Raw genomic sequence first — 18,303 nt, 5'->3', positions numbered from 1 at the left:
ACAGGAGACTCCCCATGAGCAACAACACTCAACGCTACCGCGTATGCGAGGTGCAGGACCTGATTCCCGAGTCCGGCGTCGCGGTCTGGACCCCGGCCGGTCCGGTGGCCATCTTCTACCTGCCGGCACAGACGCCGTCACTGTACGCGATCAGCCATCACGACCCCTTCTCCGGCGCGAACGTGCTGGCCCGGGGCATCACCGGCGATCTGAAGGGGCATCTGGTGGTGGCCTCGCCCATCTACAAGCAGCACTTCGACCTCCGTAGTGGCGTTTGCCTGGAAGATGACAGCGTCCGGGTCCCCACCTTTGCGGTGCATTTGAACGGTGAGGACGTGATTGTGGAGGTGCCGGCCGAGGTTGTGGCGGCGGAGACCGCCTGAGCCTCAGCGCGCCAGAGAGGGCATGGCAGTTTCATCCGGGCCGGCGCGGTTGCGCATCGACAGCACCACGATTGCCAGTGCTGGCAGGAAGGTTACGGTTACGATGGCCGCACCCATCAGACCGAACAGCACGATCGCGCCCACGCCCCGATACAACTCGGTACCCTCGCCCGGCAGAAACACCAGCGGCGGCGGCATCCGGTGTGTGCACCGACCGACTGGACTTGCTGCAGCCGCCAGTGCCATCAGCACGAGCAACATTCCGGCCCCGCCGGCCCGGCGCCCGGTCATCGCCTTCCGTCCTCCCGACCCTGGTCGCACAGATGTCCCCTTACAGATTGATTTCCCTGGTTAACTGCTACGACCTGAAGCTTAGTTCAGACCTGACCGACAGAAACCCTCGATTCTGCGCACCGGTCAATGTTCGGCCACCGGCCCATGGGCTAACATCCTACTTAGCCTGACCAAAACCAGAACAAGGATCGTCGCTTGAAACCTCTCAGCCCCACCGACCAGCTGTTCCTCTGGCTCGAAAAACGCCAGCAACCGATGCACGTCGGCGGGCTTCAGCTGTTTTCCTTTCCTGACGACGCGCCCGATGATTACGTCGCCCAGCTGGCCGAGCAGCTCCGCCAGCACAGCCACGTGACGCCACCGTTTGACCGCCGGCTGGATACCCGGCTGGCCCAGCCGGTGTGGGTGCACGACGAGCATCTGGATCTGGAACACCACTTCCGCTTCGAGGCGTTACCGACGCCGGGACGAATCCGGGAGCTGCTGACGTTCATTTCCGCCGAGCACTCGCATCTGATGGACCGGGAACGGCCGCTGTGGGAATTTCACCTGATCGAGGGCCTGCAGGACCGGCAGTTTGCCCTGTACATCAAGGTACATCACGCTCTGGTCGACGGCATGTCGGCCATGTGCCTGATACGCCGCATGTTGTCGACGGACCCGGGCCAGCGCAACATGCCGCCGATCTGGGATCTGCCGCAATCCGCTCATCACCGGGAACCTCAGGAATCGACGCTGTGGCGAACGCTGCGTTACTGGGTGGGGGAGTCCGGCAAGCAATTGGGCACCGTGCCGGCAGTCGCCCGGGAAATACTGCGCTCGGTGAATGAAGCCCGGAAGAATCCCGTCTACGACTCCATCTTCCATGCGCCCCGAAGCGTTCTGAACCAGAAAATCACCGGTTCCCGCCGCTTTGCCGCGCAGTCCTACCGCATGGCGCGAATCCGACGGGTCTGCCACGCCTACAGCACCACCGTGAACGACGTGGTGATGGCCATGTGTGCCACCGCGCTGCGGGTATACCTGATGAACCGTGACGCCCTGCCTGAAAAGCCACTGGTGGCCATGGTACCGGTGTCCCTGCGCCACGACGACAGCGCCGAGGGCAATCAGGTGGGCATTATTCTGGCCTCGCTCGGTACCGATCTGGCGGACCCGGTGCAGCGCTTGATGCATATTCACCGGGAGGTCCAGCAGGCCAAGGATCGCTACGCCCAGATGTCGTCCGAGGAAATCATCAACTACACCGCGCTGATGATGGCACCGGCCGCGTTTCACCTGTTGACCGGTATGGCGCCCAACTGGCAAACCTTTAACGTGGTGATTTCAAACGTTCCCGGCCCGAAAGAGCCACAATACTGGAATGGCGCCAAGCTGGAAGGCATGTACCCGGTGTCCATCGCCATGGATCGACTGGCTTTGAACATGACCCTCACCAGCTACCACGATCAGGTGGAGTTCGGCCTGATCGGTTGTCGGCGAACCCTGCCCAGCCTGCAGCGGATGCTGGATGGGCTGGAGCAGGGGCTGGAAGAGCTGGAGCAGGCGGCCGGACTGTAGTCAGTCGAAGCGCCGCTCCCGGTTGCGGACGGAAATCTGATCGTTCAGGGTCCAGAAATCGTACAGCACACCGAGCAGGAACAGGCCGCCGGTGAGCAGGTAGATGATGCCGCTGATCCACTTGCCCATGTACATGCGGTGCAGGCCGAAGACGCCCGTAAACGTCAGCAGCAGCCAGCCAATGTTGTAGTTAACCTCCCCGCTGCGGAAGCGGATATCGGCTTCCCGGTCCATGGCCGGGATCAGGAACAGATCGATGATCCAGCCCACGAACAGCAGCCCCAGGGTAAAGAACCAGATGGTCCCGGTTATCGGCTTACCGTAGTAGAACCGATGGGAGCCCAGAAAGCCGAAGATCCAGAGCAGGTACCCGAACAGTTTGCTGTGCGTATCCTTCACGTCTAAGTCGCTGGTCATAACACGTCCTGATAATCATTGGATTCAACTAGTTATATGGGTGCACCGGGGGCATTCCGCAAGGTCATGGCGCGCCTTCAAAGCATACACCAAGTCAGGGCCCGAGCTCCGGCGCCGGATCGGCATCGGTATCCCGGAACTCACTGGCCGATTTGCCCGTCCACTTGCGAAATGCCCGGCTGAAATTTGAAAGGTCCGCATAGCCCAGTTCGTAGGCGATCTCGGTTACCGATTTGTTGGTGTAGCGCAGCAACTGCATGGCCCGGTCTTTGAGCACACTCTCGACGATTTCCCGGTAACTGGTGTCCCGTTCCGCCAGCCGCCGCTTCAGCGTCCGCGACGACACATAAAAGCGCTCGGCGGTGGCCTCCAGGGCCGGCAAGGGGCCGGGCATCATGCGCAACATGTTGCGAATCGCCAGGCTGATATCGCCCTGTTCTCTCAACGCTGTCTGCAGTTCAAGCTCACACTGCTCCCTCGCCATACGGGATGCATCCGCGTCAGCCAGGCGCATGGGCACAGCCATCAACTCCCTCGGAAACACCAGCATGTCCTCGGGCTGCCCGTATTCAACGCGCACCGGCAACTGGTCCGCAAATCGACGGTAATAAGAGGGTTCCGGCGCCCGCAGGCGCACACTCACCCCGGGTAGCTGGCCGCGCGCCAGAATCAGCCCCCGCTGCTCGGCGATGTCGCGATCCAATAGCTGCTCGGTCAGATAGATCAGCGTGGCGCTGACCGTTTCCAGCAGGAACCGATACAGCTCTGGCACGCCGGCTTCCGAGTGCAGATACACCAGGACCTGATCGCCGGTGGTGGCATAGTCCATGGTCAAAAAAGGCGCGCGCAACTGCAGGTAACGCTGCACCGAGGCCAGGGCAGTGGAGAATGTCGGGCTGGTCAGGGCCGCAAACCCCAGGGTGCCGTGGATGGTAAGCCGAAGCTCCCGGGCCAGCGCAAAACTCAGTCCGTCGGAGCCGGCCAGTTCAAGCGCACGCTGGGCCAGCACAATAGCATCGGTGGCGAACACCCGGCTGTCGGTTGATTTCAGGTCAGCCGGAGCGAGATTCAGGCCCGCAAACATGAGCCGGTCGTTGTGCCCCAGCCGGCGAACGGTCTCGGCCAGGACCTTCATGTAGACACCGGGAACAAGGGACAATCCGGGTATCCGCCGCTCTTTGTCCGGTCCGGTTCTGGTCATGATGATGGCTTCCCGGTGCTGTGTGACATACAAAATCAGGACTCTACCAAACCCCGCCAGGCACCACAGTGGGACGCGCCGAGTCGCAGTGCGTCAATCCAGTCAATTGGCCGGCCGTGGCCCATCCTGAACGACAACCGTCCCCTTATCGCATTCCTTCCCCGGCTGGACTTGCCCAGACTCAGGCTATGACATCAGCCACGAAGGGAGTAGCCACATGCTGAGCTCGAACGCCGCGAACAAACAGGCAGCGGTTGCCCGCAAAACCTCAAAGACCCCCGACAATGTCACCATCAAACCCCAGCGCATGGGTTTCACCTTCGGCACCGGAGTGCCCAGATACTGGGTCGGCAACAGTCACCTGGTCAGCCACACCATGAACGCGCTGTCGGTGTTGTTCCCCCAGGGTGAACAGTTTTTCGTCGATTCCGTCCGTGCCTACCGGGACGACATCAAGGACAACAAGCTGAAAGAGGCGGTCAGAGGGTTTATCGGCCAGGAAGCCATGCATTCGCTGGAGCACCATGCCATGAACGCCCATGTTGCCGAACAGGGAATGCCCGTGCAGGCCATGGAGCAAGAGCTCAAGGCCCTGCTGAATCTGATCCGGCAGCTGCCGAAGCGACACCAGCTGGCCATCACCTGCGCCCTGGAACACATCACCGCGATGATGGCGGACATGCTGCTGGAGCGGGACAGGGTGCGCGAGGAAATGCACGACAGCATGCGGCCGCTGTGGGTCTGGCACGCTATTGAGGAAACCGAACACAAATCGGTGGCCTACGATGTTTTCCAACAGGCCGGCGGGACCTACACCGAGCGGGCGTTGTACCTGTTACTGAGCACGGCGGTTCTGGGTTCGGTCGCGAGCTGGTTTACCGCCCGTATGGTGTTCAGGGATCGCAGAAACTTTTCACTGGCCGACAGTGCCCGGGGGATGTGGCGAATGTGGGGCTGGAACGGCACCTTTTCGAGCCTGATTCCCATTTGGCTCGACTACTTCCGTCCTGACTTCCACCCGTGGGACAAGGACAACAGCGCGCTGATTGCCGAGTTCAGGCAGCAGATCGAGGCAGCCATCGCGCCTGAGTACCGCACGACCCACCGACCAACATTGCAGTAGCCCGTGCTGGCTGGCCGGCTCCAGTGCCCCGGACAACAGGCCGGCCGGCGTCAGCGCTCAGCAGCCTGCCCCTGCATGATCGCTTCACCCCGACGCCAGAGGCGCCATTCCCCGGGCTGATAGATATCCCAGACTTCATCGGTGGTGAGCGGTTCGGTGACGATGACGCTGACCACATCATCGGGCGTGGTTTCCGATTCGAAGTCGACGATCACATCGGCATCCCGCAGCCGGGCGGGACCAAACGGCGCGCGGCGGGTAATGCAGGCCATCTTGGTGCTGCAGTAGGTAAAGAGCCAGTCGCCGTTACTCAGCAACAGGTTGAAGACACCGAGACGGGAAAATCCGGCTGACAGCTGGACCAGATGATCCACCAGTTCCTCGGTCGGTGAATCCCGATGGCAGTGATCCCTCAGATGATTGAGTATCTGGCAGAACAGGGCTTCGCTGTCCGTGCTGCCGACCGGCTCGTAAATTCCCGGCCTGGACTTGAAATCAGACAGCTGGCCGTTGTGGGCGAAGACCCAGTAGCGGCCCCAGAGTTCACGAATGAACGGATGCGTGTTGGCGAGGCAGACACTGCCCACGTTGGCCTGGCGAATATGGCAGATCGCCACCTCACTCTTGATCGGATGGGTCTGCACCATTTCCGCGATGCGGGAATTGGCGCTGGCATCGACATCATGGAAAGCCCGCACGCCCTGGCCCTCGTAAAAGGCCACGCCCCAGCCATCCTTATGGGGGCCGGTCGCTCCGCCACGGCGGGTGAGCCCGGTAAAACTGAAACACAGGTCGGTGGGTGTATTGGCACTCATAGCCAGCAATTCGCACATAACGCAGTCCGGTTATTCAAGAAAGCTCAGGATCGCTTTCAAGGGTACCGGATTCAGACGGCGCCGCCAGCCAGAATGTCCCTGGCATGGAAGGTATCTTTGGGTTCGGCCGACACGACGCAGTTGCGGCCCGAGGTTTTGCCCTTGTACAGGGAACGATCGGCCATGCTGAACAGGGTTTCTGCGCTTCGCCCGTGCACCGGCCAGTGGGCAATGCCAAACGAGGCCGTGACACAGATCCGGGCCTCCCCGTAACGCACTTCCCGCTCGGCGATGACTTGTCGCAATTCATCCATCAGCTCAAACGCGTGGGCCGGCCGGACACCGCGCAATATCAGGCCGAACTCCTCACCGCCAATGCGCCCGACGAAGTCGGTTGCTCGCAGACGTTCCTGCAAGCGGCTGGCGATATGGCGCAAGACCCTGTCACCGGCGTCGTGCCCGAGCGCATCGTTAATCAGCTTGAAATGATCGATGTCCATGATCACCAGCGCAAAATCAGCGCCACTGCGTTCACTCTCGGCCAGTGTTCGGGCCAGGGTTTCCTGGAAGTTACTGCGGTTCGGCAGGCCGGTCAGGGCATCGGTCTGGGCCATGGTCACCAGGCGGTTTTCGGCCTCTTCCCGGCGAATTTCGTACAGGTGGACAAACGCCAGCATCAGTGACGCGCACAGCACAAAGTTGAGCAGATCAATGGCGATTCCGGGGTTATCCACCGTTCCCAGGTGACGGACGTAAAAGTAACCGCCCAACAGCATGAACGGCACACTGAGGATCAGGCCCTCGCGCTTTCCGAGCAGCAGGTAAGCCAGCACAGGGATCATCAGGATCCAGACGAACGCGGCCACCGACGCGTTGGGCAGGATCATGATGACCAGAAAAAACGAGAACAGGGCGACCAGGTACAGATAAATCCACTGCTGCAGGTGCGGCGTGGCCTCTAATCGCCAAACCCCGACAAACAAGGTGGCACTGGCCAGCAGCTCACAGACGCCCACCCACCAGGCGCCGTTCAGCAGCTGCAGGCAGGCGAACACCGTCAGAGCGGTGCCGGTCACGGTAAACATCAGCCGCGTCAGTGAGCGGCGGTGGCTGTCCCTGAGGCCGGAGCGGCTGTGCGCCAGGGTAGCCCCCAAATCCATTTGGTTCGGCGTATCCATGCTGGTCTGTTCTTGTCCGTAGAGTCACCGCAAGTATAGGCGGCTTTTCCTGTCTGACAACAGGACAATTCGGTTTTGTGATGGCCGGATGCCTCCGGCCATCACGTTGTCATACGTACAGATTCTTGCGCGAGAAACGTTCCACCAGAGGCTGATAGGCCGATCCCAGCAGCCGGTTGATGGCTTCGATGCCCCAGGCATCCGGCCCGACCAGAATGCGGGATTCGTTGCGCAGGATACCTTTGACGATGGTCTCTGCGGCTTTCTCCGGCGTGGTGAGGGCCAGCTTGTCAAAGCCCTTGCGCAGGCCTGCGGCGTTCTCCGACTTACCCATGCGCGCGGCATTGGCGATATTGGTACGGATGCCGCCGGGGTGCACGCAACTCACTTGCACCGGCTGTTTCTCCAGCTTCATTTCCTGCCGCAGGGCTTCGGTAAAGCCGCGCACCGCGAATTTGGCCGAGTTATAGGCACTTTGCTTGGGCACCCCAATCAGACCAAACACACTGGAAATGTTGACGACATGACCATCGCCGGATTCGATCAGGTGCGGCAGGAAGGCGCGGGTGCCGTGCGCCACGCCCCAGAAATCGATGTCCATGACCCACTTGAAGTCCTCGTCGGTCATTTCCCGCACCGAGGCAGACAGGGCCACACCCGCGTTATTAATCACCAGATTGACCTGACCAAAATCCTTGCGCACCTTTGCCGCGTGCGCGTAGATCGCATCCCGGTCCGCGACATCCAGACGGTAGCTTTTAACCTCGGCTTCTCCCAACGATTTGACCGTTTCTGCCAATCCGGTATCACTGACATCGGACAACGCCAACCGGCATCCGCGGGCCGCCAAAGCCTGAGCAAGCGCCCTGCCAATACCCGACCCCGCACCGGTAACCACCGCAACCTTGTTGTTCAAATCCTTCATAGCGTCAGTTCTCCTGGCTGACTGTATTGTTATAAGCGATCGCCCCACTTCAAACGCAACAAACCCGGGCGCCGCCTTCCTTCAGTAAAACAAACACTTTAACAATTAGCCTCCTCGTGAATATGACTTTGGCCACAGAACCGGAAGGCTGTGCGGTCACTGAAGGACGGCGCCGGCGGATTTGGATACAATCGGAGCCCGGTGGTCGGCTCTCGGGCCCGGCCCAACTCTCTGAATTACTGGACGTAAACTATGGAATGGAGCCTGACGCATTTCTGGCTGATTCTTGCCCTGTTGCTGAGCCTTGCCGAACTCACCTCGGGCGTCCTGGTCTTGCTGGCACTGGGCGTTGCCGCCGGGCTGACGGCCCTGGTGTCCTTCCTTGGCGCGACGTTCGAGTGGCAACTGGTGGCCATGGGCATTTCCTCCGGCATCCTGGTGCCAGTAGCCATCCGCTGGATCCGTCCGCGCTTTTCGCCCAAGGGCGTCGCCTACGGCACCACCGGAACCGGTGTGGAACACAATCAGCGCTTTCTCACCCTGAAACGGGATTATGACGGTGCCACCGGCATCAAGGTAAACGGTGACTTCTACCGTCTGCGCGTGGCAAGCACCGGCCAGACCGATCTGCCCGAAGGCACCGAAGTTACCTTTCAGCAGTTTGATGGCACCACCGCCATCGTAGAAACGACCCACAACACGGAGCAGTAAACATGGAAGCATTCATCACACCCGGGCTGGTTCTCAGCCTGGTTTTTGTCGTTATCGGCATTTTCATCATCGCCAAGGGCCTGGTGATCGTTCGCCAGTCCGAGGTCATGGTCATCGAGCGCCTGGGCTCGTTTAACCGGGTGCTGGAAAGTGGTGTGAACATCATTATCCCGTTCATCGAGCGGCCTCGCCCGATCACCATGATTCGCTATGTGCGGATGGGTGAGGACTACCACCCGGTTACCAGCGACGAAACCCGGATTGATCGCCGTGAAACCGTCATGGACTTTCCCGGCCAGCCCGTGGTGACCACCGATAACGTGACGGTGAAAATCAACGGCGCCCTGTACTACCAGATCATCGATCCGCGCCGGGCGGTTTACGAGGTGGCCAACATGAGTCAGGCGGTGGAAGTGCTGGCCAAGACCACCCTGCGTTCGGTGGTGGGCAAAATGGAACTCGACAAGCTGTTCGAGTCCCGCAGTGAAGTAAACAATGCGATTCAGGCCGAAATGGAAGAGCCGGCGTCGAAGTGGGGCGTCAAACTGACCCGGGTCGAGGTGCAGGACATCAGCATGCCCGAAGAGGTGGAAGAGGCCATGCGCCTGCAGATGGCGGCCGAACGAAAGCGGCGCGCCACCGTCACCGAAGCCGAGGGTGAGAAGTCCGCGGCCATTGCCATGGCACAGGGCCAGCGCGAGTCCGCCATCCTGAACGCCCAGGGTGACAAGGAATCCGCCATCCTGCGGGCCCAGGGCGAGCAGGAATCCATTCGCCTGGTGCTCAGCGCCATGGGTGACAGCGAGCAGAACAAGCAGACGGTTATCGGGTACCTGCTGGGACAAAGCTACATCAAGGTATTGCCGAACATGGCCAAGGACGGCGAGCGTATCTTCGTGCCTTACGAATCCTCGGCGCTGCTCGGCTCCATGGGCATGTTCCGGGAGCTGACCGGCAGCCCGGAAGATGTGGTGCGTCAGTCGCTGCAGCGCGACGGCCTGCGCGCCGGCGTGCTCGGCTCGGCTGCCGACGCCTGATCCGGCACTTCCGGAACGCGGGCTTACTCCAGAAGGTGGTCCAGGGCGCTGTCATAGCTGGGCGCAAACACCTTGAGGAAATAGCCCACTTCCGGCAACCCCTCCTGTTCCAGGCGCGCCCGGATTTGCCGGGCCGCCGGCTCAAACTCCGGGTTACCGGCCCGGATTTCGGCCTGACACTTCAGCAACGCTGACAGGCGGTCCGCCGCTTTGATCAGTTCCTTGTCTTCCGCCGGCAGCCGCGATTCCCTGACGTAAGGCGCAAAATCGTCCCGCAGGTCGTCCGGCAACAGGGCCAGCAACTCCACTTCGGCCTTGTGCTCGATATCACCAAACGCTTCCCGCATGACTTTCGAGTGGTATTTCACCGGTGTCGGCATATCGCCGGTGATCACTTCGGTAGCGTCGTGGTAGAGCGCGGCAGCAGCAATCCGGTCGGCATTGACCTGCCCGCCGAAGTGGCGGTTCCGGATCAGTGCCAGGGCATGCGCGAGGGTCGCCACTTCCCAGGAATGGGTGGCGACGTTTTCCTCAATGGCGTTGCGCATCAGGCCCCAGCGCTTGATCCAGCGCAGGCGTGACACGTAGGCAAAGAAGTGGCTGACAGCGTGGCCCATGGCTCTTATTCCCATTTTGCACAGTTTTATAATTCAGTTATTCATAGTGAACGATGTCGGTGCTAGGCTCCAGAAGTTAGAGGTTTTTCAAAGGTAATCGCCCTGATGTCAGTAAGCAGGCAGTATTTATGTAAGCTGGCCCTGCTCGCCGCATTCCTGCTGGACGGCTCGTTATCCATGGCGCACGCCGACACGGTGATAACCTTTGGCGCCTATCACTTTCCCCCCATCGCAGATGTCGATCACAACAAGCAGCCCAGAGGCCTGCTGGGGGATCTGATCCCCGCCCTCGAAGCCGCCCACGACGACCTCGATATCCGGATCTTCCACACCTCGCCGAAACGCCGGTATCTGGACTTCGAAGCCGGGCTGTATGACGTCATCCTGTTTGAAAGTGCCGACTGGGGCTGGGCAACACGCGCGGCCAGCATCAGCGAACCGATTCTGGTGGAGGAAGAGGTGTACGTGGCCCTGGACAAGCCCGGCCGGGGTCAGTCCTTTTTCGACGACATCGCCAGCCGGAGCATCATTGCCATGTCCGGCTACCACTATGGTTTTGCCGACCGGGAAACCGATCCCGAGGAACTCCAGAAGCGCTTCAAGATCGAGTTTTCCGACAACCACAATCGAAGCCTGCAACTGATCAAAGCCGACCGTCCGTCGGTGGCTGAAATCACCATCATCAACCGGTCGTTTCTGCACAACCACTGGTCACAGAAAAATGGCACCGGGCCTTCGTTGCTGATTTCCGAGAAACCCGACCAGCGCTACGTGTTGAGAATCGTTGCACGCAAGGACAGCCCACTGACCGCGGCCCAGGTTTTCGGTCTGCTCCGCCCGCTAATCGCCGATGGCTCCTATGCCGAACTGGTCAGCAAATGGGGCCTGCAACTGCCGGACAATCTGGCCGGCCAGCGAGCGGCGGTCAGCGGGCGTCCAGAGTAAGCTCGATGCTTACAAGGCCCGCCTCGTTTGCGGTGGCATTATTGGAGGCATCCAGCAGGTAAAGCTGGTCGCTGGAGACGCCGTGGGTTTCCTCCAGCACACGACGAACCACCTGCGCCCGCTGTGCCGCCAGGCTGCCCAGTTCGTCGGAGGAGAGTCGCTCACCGTCCACCTCTGGCGCGACGCCACCGCGGATATTCAGCACCAGTTCGGAACGGTCATTCAGACCCTTGGCGAGGGCAGCCAGCTTTTCCTGCTCCGCCCTGGCCAAGTCGGCGCTGCCGGCCTCGAAACTGACCAGACCCAGTTCCTCACTGCTGAAACCGGCGATGTCGACAATGGAACCGAGAATGGTAAACGGTGCCGCCGCGGTCTTGACCAACAGGTTCCCCAGCGCCGATCTCATCACCTCCCGGATACTGAAACTGGGATCGCTCAGATCACCACTGACCGGCAGGTCCAGTTCAATCACACCATCGCCATCACGCAGCAGGGCCAGGCCCAGGGCCACCGGCGCATCCACCGCATCGTCGCTGGGCACCGGCTGCCCGAGTTCGAGCCGGTCCAGAACAATGTGATTGTTGGCATCCAGCTCGGTGCCGGTGATTGTGTAATCCAGATCCAGATTCATTTTTCCGCTGTCGACCTCGTAGCCAAGGCCGCGGCGGAAGTAAGGCGCCAACTGCGGCAGTGACAGGCCATCCACCGTCAGCGTCAGCTTACTGGTGGAGTCGGCACCGAGTGTCCCGATGGTGCCGTTGAACTCAAGATCCGCCACTTCGTTGATTTGCCCCTGAAGGCTGGCCTTGCCCTGCTGCGGCGCGATATTACTGAGGCCAGTGATGGAGCCGGACACCTGTTCCATCGACGTGGTCACCGCGGGCTCCAGCGAGCGGTCGGTGTAGTCAACAGAGCCCTCTTCCAGCATGAACTGACCAATCCGGAAGATGAAATCCGGGCGATCGCCCTCGGCCGCGCCCGCATCCTTTGCCGCAGGCGCCGAGCCACCCTGACCTCGGTTTATGGCAGCGACATTGAACCCTCCGTCACGCGCGCGAACCAGACTCATGGCGGGTTGTGAGAGCGTGACCGTACCGATCTCCAGGCGCGCGGGGCTCACGTTGTATTCGATGGGCGCCAGGCGCAGTGCACGCCAGGTCAGCAGCTCGCCCTTCCGGTTCGGCATGGTAACGGCCAGATCCGCCACTTCCGCCGTGCCGCTGAAGGTGCCGGTGAGGGGTTCCTGCTGACCGTCCAGATCGAGATTGCCATCCACGCTGAGGATCCCGCCGGAGAGAGTCAGATTGGCGTTTTGCTGCACATAGGGGCTGAGTGCTTTCAGCGCCAGGCCAGCAACCGATACCGCCCCCTCGAAGGTAAAGGGCGCGGGGGTCACCTGGCCATCCAGCGACAATCCGCCACCGCTGGCCAGGGTTGCCTGCACCTGATAGCTCACCGGTTCGTCCAGTTGATGGGACAGCTCTCCGGTGGTCACGGAAATCTGCTCCAGCGCGAGTTCGGCGGGGGTCTGCAACATGGCGTCCCGCCACAACACCCGGCTGTCGGTCAGGGCTATGCCCTGAACCGACCAGCGAAACGGCACTGCTGCCGACCCGGTCGACGAGTCCTCGGCAGCCGACGGGCCGGACTCGTCACCGGCGGACAGCGGCGCGAGCCAGTCGATCTGTCCGGATTCATCCCGCGCCAGCGCGGCCTCAAGGCCGGTGATGCTGACCTGGCCTACGGCCGCTTCCCGACCAGCGAGATCAAAAGCCACTCCATCCACTTTGAAGGAGTCGGTGGCAAGGGCCGGAGATTCAGCGTCAGGCGAAAGTGCCAGGGCCAGGGATTCCAGCTCCAGGACGCCATTACTGGCCGCGAGTTCAAGCACTTCGCCACCGGCGAGAGTGTAGTCGGCACTCAGGCTGATCACGCCGCCGCGCAGGTCGTAGGGCACAAAGGGGGCGAGGAAATGCTTGATGGTTTCGTAACCAAGGCCACTGATAGTCAGCGAGCCCTGCGACGCGAGTGGCACCACGCTCAGGTCGCCCTGCCACTCGATGACATCATCGCCCAGGGCAGCGGTCAGGCTGTAACTGCTGTCAACACCCTCACGACGCCAGGTGGCCAGATCACGCAGATTCAGATCCAGCGGTGTAATCAGGAACTCTGCTGGCTGCTGGCGACTGAAGTCCCGGAACAGCAACTCACCGCCCTCGACCACCAGTTGGCCGAAATAGAGCCGGGGCGGGGGGATGTCCTGATCAGTCGGTGCCGGCTCGGTTGACGGATTATGGCTTTGCCAGTCGCGGGCAAAATTGATCGAATAGTCTTCGAGCAGATCCACGCGGATGAAAGGTTCGGTTACCTGGATGGCCTCGAACCCGATGATGCCCTGCACCAGCTGAAAGAAGTTGAGATCCACAAACAGGCGGTCATAGCCGACCACCTTCTCGCCCTGACCGTCCTCAGCCGACAGCCCCAGCGCCTCGACACTGAGGGTAAAAGGGTTGATGGACACGTTTTCAACGCTGCCCTGCCAGCCCAGATGCTCACTGAGCCGCTCCGGCAGGGTCTTCTGCGCCCACCAGGGCAGGATAAAAAAACCGGCGATGGCATAGAGCAGAACCAGAACGGCCAGCCCAGTGAGCAGAAGGCGCCCCCAGCGAGTTTGTTTTCGGCTTTCGGCCACAGCGTTCTCTCCTTTTAAACACTTGAGCCCAAGGCCTCCGTGGCCTGTGCCTTGTGACAAGAATAGCCGCCAAGGCACCCGTTTGTCAGCTAAGCCTCATTTGCCCGGGCAGGGTCACGGACGGGCTGACCTCCACATTGTCGAAATGGCCGATGTCCGCCAGCGCCCTGGGCAACATCGCGGCGCGAATGAGTTTACGGCTGGACGCCCCGGTGACCGGGTACACGGACTGCCCGGCACGCCAGGTAATCGCCGTGCCGGCCGCGGTCATTTTGTCATCAAGCCGGCGCAGACGCTGGTACAGGAAGCCATAATCGGCCTTGTGGTGATCCGGCAACAGCACGACAAAGGCGGTGTTGGAATAGCGCGCCAGATAGGCGGCCCCGGGCAGATACTCCTGGAGCGTCTGGCTGACCTCGCGGATAACCTGATTCATGGCGTCCGACGCCAGTTGGCTGGTCAGTTCGCGGTAATTCGCCATGTCCAGGTAAATCAGTGCGAAATGCCGCTTGTGTTCGGGATCCTGCGCCAGGATGTCCAGCAGGGTCTGCTCCAGACCGGCACGATTGGGTAGCCCGGTCAGCGAGTCCCTGAATGCCATCCGCTCAACCCGGCGGTCTTCTGCGGCCCTGCGGCGCTCCAGCGCCCGGCGCTCACCCACATCCACAATGGTGACCACCAGCGCGACCGCCAGCAATAAGACGCTGGCCACCGCCAGGGGAATGCCCATCCACTGGCCGGTCAGCCCGTTGTCCGTGGCCGGCACCGCCCCCTGCGGATACACCATTGCCAGCATGCCGGTATAGTGCATACCGCAAATGGCGGCGGCCATGACCAACGCCGCCCCCAGCTGGAGAAACACGGCCCGGGCGCCCTGCTGATTGCGCAGGTAGCGACAGATGGCCAGGGCAGCACCGGACGCCAGTACCGCAATCACCACCGACAGCACCAGAAAGCCCGGATGGAGGACCGGGGCCGCAGACATTCGCATCGCGTACATGCCCAGGTAGTGCATCACCACGATCCCGCCGGCCATGGTGATCGAGGCAACGGCAAACAGCGGAGCGCCCAGATGCGCCCGACTGATGATATTCAACGCCACCCCGGAGGCCAAAACGGCCGCCAGCCAGGAAATTGCAGTCATCAGGGTATCGAAGGACATGGCGACGTCCATGGGCATGGCCCGCATACCGACGAAGTGCATCGTCCAGACACCGGAGCCCATCACCAAGGCGCCGCCCAGCAGCCAACGTCGGCGATCACTGCCCCACGCCTTGTTCAGCCGGGTTCCGAAATACAGTGCGGTATAGGCCGCCAGCACTGCCACCACGAAGGATGCCGCCACCAGCGACGCGTCATAGTCCGCCAACATCGTATTGACCTCTCTGCGAATTCGATTTGCGGGATCGCTGTGGCAATCCCTTTGCGGGGCGGCCACTTATGTCTGCAGAGATACGCAACAACCCGGCACGGGCCTTGCCGGATTTGTTGTTATTCTGTAACCACGGGCGCCAGCAGCCCCCTGACAGGGCCCGCTGAACCCGATATGCTCTGCGCTCGTACTGACGACAGATTCTTGATCAGAGGGAAGAGGTTATGGACATCGGCGATATGCGTCGGGATTTCGAAAGCGAAGGCCTCGACCGTGATGCACTGGACGACGATCCGATCCGGCAGTTCAAGCTCTGGTTTGAAGACGCCCGCAAAGCCGAGCTGCTCGAACCCAATGCCATGTCGCTGGCCACCAGCGGCGGCGATGGCCTGCCCAACCTGCGCACCGTGCTGCTGAAGTATTTCGATCACGACGGCTTCGTGTTTTACACCAATTACAGCAGCCGCAAGGCCCACGAACTGCAGCAAAACCCCCAGGCCGCGCTGCTGTTTCCGTGGATTGGCCTGAACCGCCAGGTCCGCATTCAGGGCAAGGTGGAAAAGATCAGCAAAGCGGAATCCCTGCGTTACTTTGCCTCCCGCCCACGGGGCAGCCAGATTGGCGCCTGGGTGTCGGAACAGAGCAAAGCCATCACCTCCCGGGGTCTGCTGGAGCAGAAGGTGGCTGAGATGAAGCGCAAATTCAGCGACGGCGAAATACCGCTGCCCAGCTTCTGGGGCGGCTACCGGGTCCGGCCCGAGCGGATCGAATTCTGGCAAGGTCGGCCGAGCCGGCTTCACGACCGTTTTGAATACGTAAGGGATGGCGATGGCTGGCTCATCCAGCGCCTGCAACCCTGATTCCGCGCCAATCCTCTGGCTGTGTCGCGGCGGTGAACCCAGCGTGCCCGCGCCGCCGAACTGGCTGACGGGTCACGAGCACACAACCCTGTCGGGCCTGACCGGGCCGCGACGTCATGAATTCCTGCTCAGTCGATGGCTGATCCGACAAGCGCTGTCGGCGGCGAGCCAGCTCCCCGTGGAGGCTTGCCGACCGGTGGACGGGCGGCCGGTTCGGTCCGCCGCCCCCGAAGGCTGGCGCCTGTCCCTGAGCCACAGCCAGGGCACGGCGGCCTGCGCCATCAGCCACGGTTTTCCGATTGGCGTGGATATCGAGCCCCTGCAGCGCCGCCCCCAGTGGCAGGCCATTGTTAAGCGCTGGTTCAGCCCGAGGGAACAGTCCTGGTTACTGGCCGAGAACGACGTGTTCAGCTTTCTGAAAGTCTGGACCCTGAAAGAAGCCTGGCTGAAGGCCACTGGCCGCGGCATTGCCGGCAACCTGCAAACCCTGGAGGTTTTGCCGGAGTTCGAGCTTGTGGGGGATCAGGACGAACCCGGCTGGCACGCCAGCATCGTTGAGTTACCCGACTGTCTCGCCACTCTGGTGTGGCACCAAGCCACCGCCGGCGAACCGGACGTGGTCATTGCCGACCCGCCCGGCCCGGAGTTCCGTCTGGATTCCTGTCAGAGGCAACCGGACGGCGCGACACCGATTTTAAGACAGACCATCCAACCCAGAGAGTCCTGAATCGATGAGGCACCATCATGTCCGATAGCCAGCGCTGCCCCTGGTGTGGCACCGATCCGCTCTACGTCCACTACCACGATACCGTCTGGGGCCGCCCGGAATGGGACGAGCGGGCGCTGTTTGAAAAGCTCTGCCTGGACGGCCAGCAGGCCGGGCTGAGCTGGCTCACCATTCTTCGGAAGCAGGAAACCTACCGGGCGGCCTATGACGGCTTCGATCCTGAACGCATCGTCCGCTACGACGATCAGAAAGTCGCGGAACTGCTGGCCAATCCCGGGGTTATCCGGAACCGGCTGAAAGTCCAATCGATCATAAAGAATGCGCGCGGATTCCTGGAACTTCGGGAAAAAGGCACAAACTTCGCCGATTTTCTGTGGTCCTTCGTCAATGGCGCACCGATTCAGAACCGTTGGCAAGACTTCGAGCAGGTGCCCGTCACCACCCCGGAAGCCGAGGCCATGTCCAAGGCGCTGAAGAACGCAGGCTTCACCTTTGTGGGCCCGACCATCGTCTACGCCTTCATGCAGGCAACAGGAATGGTCAACGACCACCTGGTCAGATGCCCCCAGCATCAGGTGTGTCGCGCCCTCGGCCAATGATCTTTACCGGTACCCGGGTCGTATGTGAACGAAACATACTCGTTGCGGGACACCACGGTGAGAATCACCCTAGAAGAACTGAGAGAACAGGCTGAGCCCCTCATCGATCTGCTGGAGATCGTGTCGCTGGAGGGCCAACACTACATGGCTCGACTCACCATCAGTGATCAGATCTACCTGCTGTCGGACAAGGCTGGAAGCACCCGGCTGTTCCGCAGCGCCTGGGAAACCCAGGACACGCTGGGTAGCCTGAGCATCCGCGAGACCCAGATTGTCCATCCCTCGGCCTACCATGAGATGGTCGGTATGCCTGCCGACCAGGTCGAACCGCTTCGGATCCGCGTTCGCAAGGAGCGCCCATGATCGCGGTCTCGCGTCTGGCGGTAATGGTCGGGCTGGCGGGACTGATCCCGTTTCTGTCGGCCGTTCTCGCGCTCTACCTGATGCCTCAGTCACGGGAACTGGTGCTGCATTGGTTCTACCTCTACAGCGCGGGCATTCTGGCGTTCATGGCCGGGGTCTACTGGCCCATCGCCATGCAACTGGGGGATCGCAGCTATCCACAGTCGCCGGTGGTGACCATGGTGCTCAGCCAGGTGTTTTTTCTGGTCGCGGGCCTGGGGCTGATTCCACCGGTAGGCGTGCAGATTTTTATCTACACCGCCGCGTTCGTGGCGCTGTATGTGGTCGATGTGAAGTGGATGCGGATTTACTGGCCCGGGTGGTACCTCAAACTGAGGTTGTTGCTCACGGCCGTGGTTGTGCTGTGTCAGATCGTGGTCGGAATCTGGTATTTCAGCAGCGGCGCCTGATGGCGTCAGACGCCGCCACCCATATACCTCCTTGT

General features: G+C 61.3%; 20 protein-coding genes. 11 read left to right on the top strand and 9 right to left on the bottom strand.

Annotated features, from left to right (window positions below; all coding sequences use genetic code 11):
- Nucleotides 1-14 precede the first annotated feature (14 nt).
- Nucleotides 15-383 carry a nitrite reductase small subunit NirD gene (gene nirD, locus LPB19_RS04670; protein WP_206644949.1) on the top strand — a complete coding sequence of 123 codons (369 nt, stop codon included), beginning with the start codon at nt 15-17 and terminating at the stop codon, nt 381-383.
- 3 nt (nt 384-386) lie between these two features.
- Here nirD and LPB19_RS04665 read toward each other — a convergent pair whose 3' ends face one another.
- Entirely contained in the window at nt 387-674 is a 288-nt protein-coding gene (locus LPB19_RS04665) for a hypothetical protein (RefSeq protein WP_206644948.1), read from the bottom strand.
- Between the two features lie 198 nt (nt 675-872).
- On the opposite strand from LPB19_RS04665, the gene LPB19_RS04660 reads away from it, so the two are divergent.
- Nucleotides 873-2,237 (top strand): WS/DGAT/MGAT family O-acyltransferase, encoded by a 1,365-nt coding sequence (locus LPB19_RS04660; protein WP_206644947.1) that lies wholly within the window; start codon nt 873-875, stop codon nt 2,235-2,237.
- On the opposite strand, the gene LPB19_RS04655 is transcribed toward LPB19_RS04660, so the two are convergent.
- Entirely contained in the window at nt 2,238-2,654 is a 417-nt protein-coding gene (locus LPB19_RS04655; RefSeq protein WP_206644946.1) for an NINE protein, read from the bottom strand. It abuts the gene before it with no gap.
- A gap of 94 nt (nt 2,655-2,748) precedes the next feature.
- A complete protein-coding gene (locus LPB19_RS04650; RefSeq protein ID WP_206644945.1) occupies nt 2,749-3,855 on the bottom strand; it encodes a helix-turn-helix transcriptional regulator in 1,107 nt (368 codons plus the stop codon).
- Between the two features lie 217 nt (nt 3,856-4,072).
- On the opposite strand from LPB19_RS04650, the gene LPB19_RS04645 reads away from it, so the two are divergent.
- Nucleotides 4,073-4,978, top strand: coding sequence for a metal-dependent hydrolase (locus LPB19_RS04645; protein ID WP_206644944.1), 906 nt, complete (start codon nt 4,073-4,075; stop codon nt 4,976-4,978).
- 50 nt (nt 4,979-5,028) lie between these two features.
- On the opposite strand, the gene LPB19_RS04640 is transcribed toward LPB19_RS04645, so the two are convergent.
- From LPB19_RS04640 to LPB19_RS04630, 3 genes are all read right to left on the bottom strand, one after another.
- Entirely contained in the window at nt 5,029-5,811 is a 783-nt protein-coding gene (locus LPB19_RS04640) for a class II glutamine amidotransferase (protein ID WP_206644943.1), read from the bottom strand.
- A gap of 53 nt (nt 5,812-5,864) precedes the next feature.
- Entirely contained in the window at nt 5,865-6,971 is a 1,107-nt protein-coding gene (locus tag LPB19_RS04635; protein ID WP_206644942.1) for a GGDEF domain-containing protein, read from the bottom strand.
- Nucleotides 6,972-7,080: 109 nt separating this feature from the next.
- Nucleotides 7,081-7,896, bottom strand: a complete 816-nt coding sequence (locus LPB19_RS04630; RefSeq protein WP_206644941.1) for an SDR family NAD(P)-dependent oxidoreductase — start codon at nt 7,894-7,896, stop codon at nt 7,081-7,083.
- A 252-nt stretch (nt 7,897-8,148) separates the two neighbouring features.
- On the opposite strand from LPB19_RS04630, the gene LPB19_RS04625 reads away from it, so the two are divergent.
- Together LPB19_RS04625 and LPB19_RS04620 are read left to right on the top strand one after the other, a co-directional pair.
- On the top strand, nt 8,149-8,607 hold the full coding sequence (locus LPB19_RS04625) for an NfeD family protein (RefSeq protein ID WP_206644940.1): 459 nt from the start codon (nt 8,149-8,151) through the stop codon (nt 8,605-8,607).
- A gap of 2 nt (nt 8,608-8,609) precedes the next feature.
- Complete coding sequence (locus LPB19_RS04620) at nt 8,610-9,644, top strand: SPFH domain-containing protein (RefSeq protein WP_206644939.1); 1,035 nt, start codon at nt 8,610-8,612, stop codon at nt 9,642-9,644.
- A gap of 23 nt (nt 9,645-9,667) precedes the next feature.
- Here LPB19_RS04620 and yfbR read toward each other — a convergent pair whose 3' ends face one another.
- A complete protein-coding gene (yfbR, locus tag LPB19_RS04615; RefSeq protein ID WP_206644938.1) occupies nt 9,668-10,261 on the bottom strand; it encodes a 5'-deoxynucleotidase in 594 nt (197 codons plus the stop codon).
- Nucleotides 10,262-10,366: 105 nt separating this feature from the next.
- On the opposite strand from yfbR, the gene LPB19_RS04610 reads away from it, so the two are divergent.
- Nucleotides 10,367-11,206 carry a substrate-binding periplasmic protein gene (locus LPB19_RS04610; RefSeq protein ID WP_206644937.1) on the top strand — a complete coding sequence of 280 codons (840 nt, stop codon included), beginning with the start codon at nt 10,367-10,369 and terminating at the stop codon, nt 11,204-11,206.
- Here LPB19_RS04610 and LPB19_RS04605 read toward each other — a convergent pair.
- Nucleotides 11,187-13,898: a DUF748 domain-containing protein gene (locus LPB19_RS04605; RefSeq protein WP_206644936.1), complete on the bottom strand. Its 2,712-nt coding sequence runs from the start codon at nt 13,896-13,898 to the stop codon at nt 11,187-11,189. The genes LPB19_RS04610 and LPB19_RS04605 overlap by 20 nt on opposite strands.
- An 85-nt stretch (nt 13,899-13,983) precedes the next feature.
- Nucleotides 13,984-15,270 carry a sensor domain-containing diguanylate cyclase gene (locus LPB19_RS04600; RefSeq protein ID WP_206644935.1) on the bottom strand — a complete coding sequence of 429 codons (1,287 nt, stop codon included), beginning with the start codon at nt 15,268-15,270 and terminating at the stop codon, nt 13,984-13,986.
- 224 nt (nt 15,271-15,494) lie between these two features.
- Here LPB19_RS04600 and pdxH point away from each other — a divergent pair, with 224 nt between their 5' ends.
- The 5 genes from pdxH to LPB19_RS04575 are packed head-to-tail and all read left to right on the top strand — an operon-like array spanning nt 15,495 to nt 18,268.
- Nucleotides 15,495-16,130, top strand: coding sequence for a pyridoxamine 5'-phosphate oxidase (gene pdxH, locus LPB19_RS04595; protein ID WP_206644934.1), 636 nt, complete (start codon nt 15,495-15,497; stop codon nt 16,128-16,130).
- A complete protein-coding gene (locus tag LPB19_RS04590) occupies nt 16,099-16,857 on the top strand; it encodes a 4'-phosphopantetheinyl transferase family protein (protein WP_206644933.1) in 759 nt (252 codons plus the stop codon). The genes pdxH and LPB19_RS04590 overlap by 32 nt, the downstream gene beginning before the upstream one ends.
- Nucleotides 16,858-16,874: 17 nt before the next feature.
- Entirely contained in the window at nt 16,875-17,456 is a 582-nt protein-coding gene (locus tag LPB19_RS04585; RefSeq protein WP_206644932.1) for a DNA-3-methyladenine glycosylase I, read from the top strand.
- A 57-nt stretch (nt 17,457-17,513) separates the two neighbouring features.
- Nucleotides 17,514-17,819 (top strand): DUF6482 family protein, encoded by a 306-nt coding sequence (locus LPB19_RS04580; RefSeq protein WP_206644931.1) that lies wholly within the window; start codon nt 17,514-17,516, stop codon nt 17,817-17,819.
- Nucleotides 17,816-18,268 (top strand): DUF3429 domain-containing protein, encoded by a 453-nt coding sequence (locus tag LPB19_RS04575; RefSeq protein ID WP_206644930.1) that lies wholly within the window; start codon nt 17,816-17,818, stop codon nt 18,266-18,268. Before LPB19_RS04580 ends, LPB19_RS04575 begins: the two co-directional genes overlap by 4 nt.
- The last annotated feature ends 35 nt before the right edge of the window (nt 18,269-18,303 follow it).

Source organism: Marinobacter salinisoli (assembly GCF_017301335.1).
Taxonomy (GTDB): domain Bacteria; phylum Pseudomonadota; class Gammaproteobacteria; order Pseudomonadales; family Oleiphilaceae; genus Marinobacter; species Marinobacter salinisoli.
The sequence above is the reverse complement of the archived record's forward strand: the minus strand, read 5'-3'. Positions and strand labels throughout refer to the sequence as shown.

Bases quoted from the DNA above. Each gene is read 5' to 3' on its own strand.
- LPB19_RS04630 (WP_206644941.1), bottom strand. From the start codon at position 7,896: ATGAAGGATTTGAACAACAAGGTTGCGGTGGTTACCGGTGCGGGGTCG.
- LPB19_RS04655 (WP_206644946.1), bottom strand. From the start codon at position 2,654: ATGACCAGCGACTTAGACGTGAAGGATACGCACAGCAAACTGTTCGGG.
- LPB19_RS04665 (WP_206644948.1), bottom strand. From the start codon at position 674: ATGACCGGGCGCCGGGCCGGCGGGGCCGGAATGTTGCTCGTGCTGATG.
- LPB19_RS04575 (WP_206644930.1), top strand. From the start codon at position 17,816: ATGATCGCGGTCTCGCGTCTGGCGGTAATGGTCGGGCTGGCGGGACTG.
- LPB19_RS04645 (WP_206644944.1), top strand. From the start codon at position 4,073: ATGCTGAGCTCGAACGCCGCGAACAAACAGGCAGCGGTTGCCCGCAAA.
- LPB19_RS04620 (WP_206644939.1), top strand. From the start codon at position 8,610: ATGGAAGCATTCATCACACCCGGGCTGGTTCTCAGCCTGGTTTTTGTC.
- LPB19_RS04635 (WP_206644942.1), bottom strand. From the start codon at position 6,971: ATGGATACGCCGAACCAAATGGATTTGGGGGCTACCCTGGCGCACAGC.
- nirD (WP_206644949.1), top strand. From the start codon at position 15: ATGAGCAACAACACTCAACGCTACCGCGTATGCGAGGTGCAGGACCTG.
- LPB19_RS04640 (WP_206644943.1), bottom strand. From the start codon at position 5,811: ATGTGCGAATTGCTGGCTATGAGTGCCAATACACCCACCGACCTGTGT.
- pdxH (WP_206644934.1), top strand. From the start codon at position 15,495: ATGGACATCGGCGATATGCGTCGGGATTTCGAAAGCGAAGGCCTCGAC.
- LPB19_RS04600 (WP_206644935.1), bottom strand. From the start codon at position 15,270: ATGTTGGCGGACTATGACGCGTCGCTGGTGGCGGCATCCTTCGTGGTG.
- LPB19_RS04590 (WP_206644933.1), top strand. From the start codon at position 16,099: ATGGCTGGCTCATCCAGCGCCTGCAACCCTGATTCCGCGCCAATCCTC.
- LPB19_RS04610 (WP_206644937.1), top strand. From the start codon at position 10,367: ATGTCAGTAAGCAGGCAGTATTTATGTAAGCTGGCCCTGCTCGCCGCA.
- yfbR (WP_206644938.1), bottom strand. From the start codon at position 10,261: ATGGGCCACGCTGTCAGCCACTTCTTTGCCTACGTGTCACGCCTGCGC.
- LPB19_RS04625 (WP_206644940.1), top strand. From the start codon at position 8,149: ATGGAATGGAGCCTGACGCATTTCTGGCTGATTCTTGCCCTGTTGCTG.
- LPB19_RS04650 (WP_206644945.1), bottom strand. From the start codon at position 3,855: ATGACCAGAACCGGACCGGACAAAGAGCGGCGGATACCCGGATTGTCC.
- LPB19_RS04585 (WP_206644932.1), top strand. From the start codon at position 16,875: ATGTCCGATAGCCAGCGCTGCCCCTGGTGTGGCACCGATCCGCTCTAC.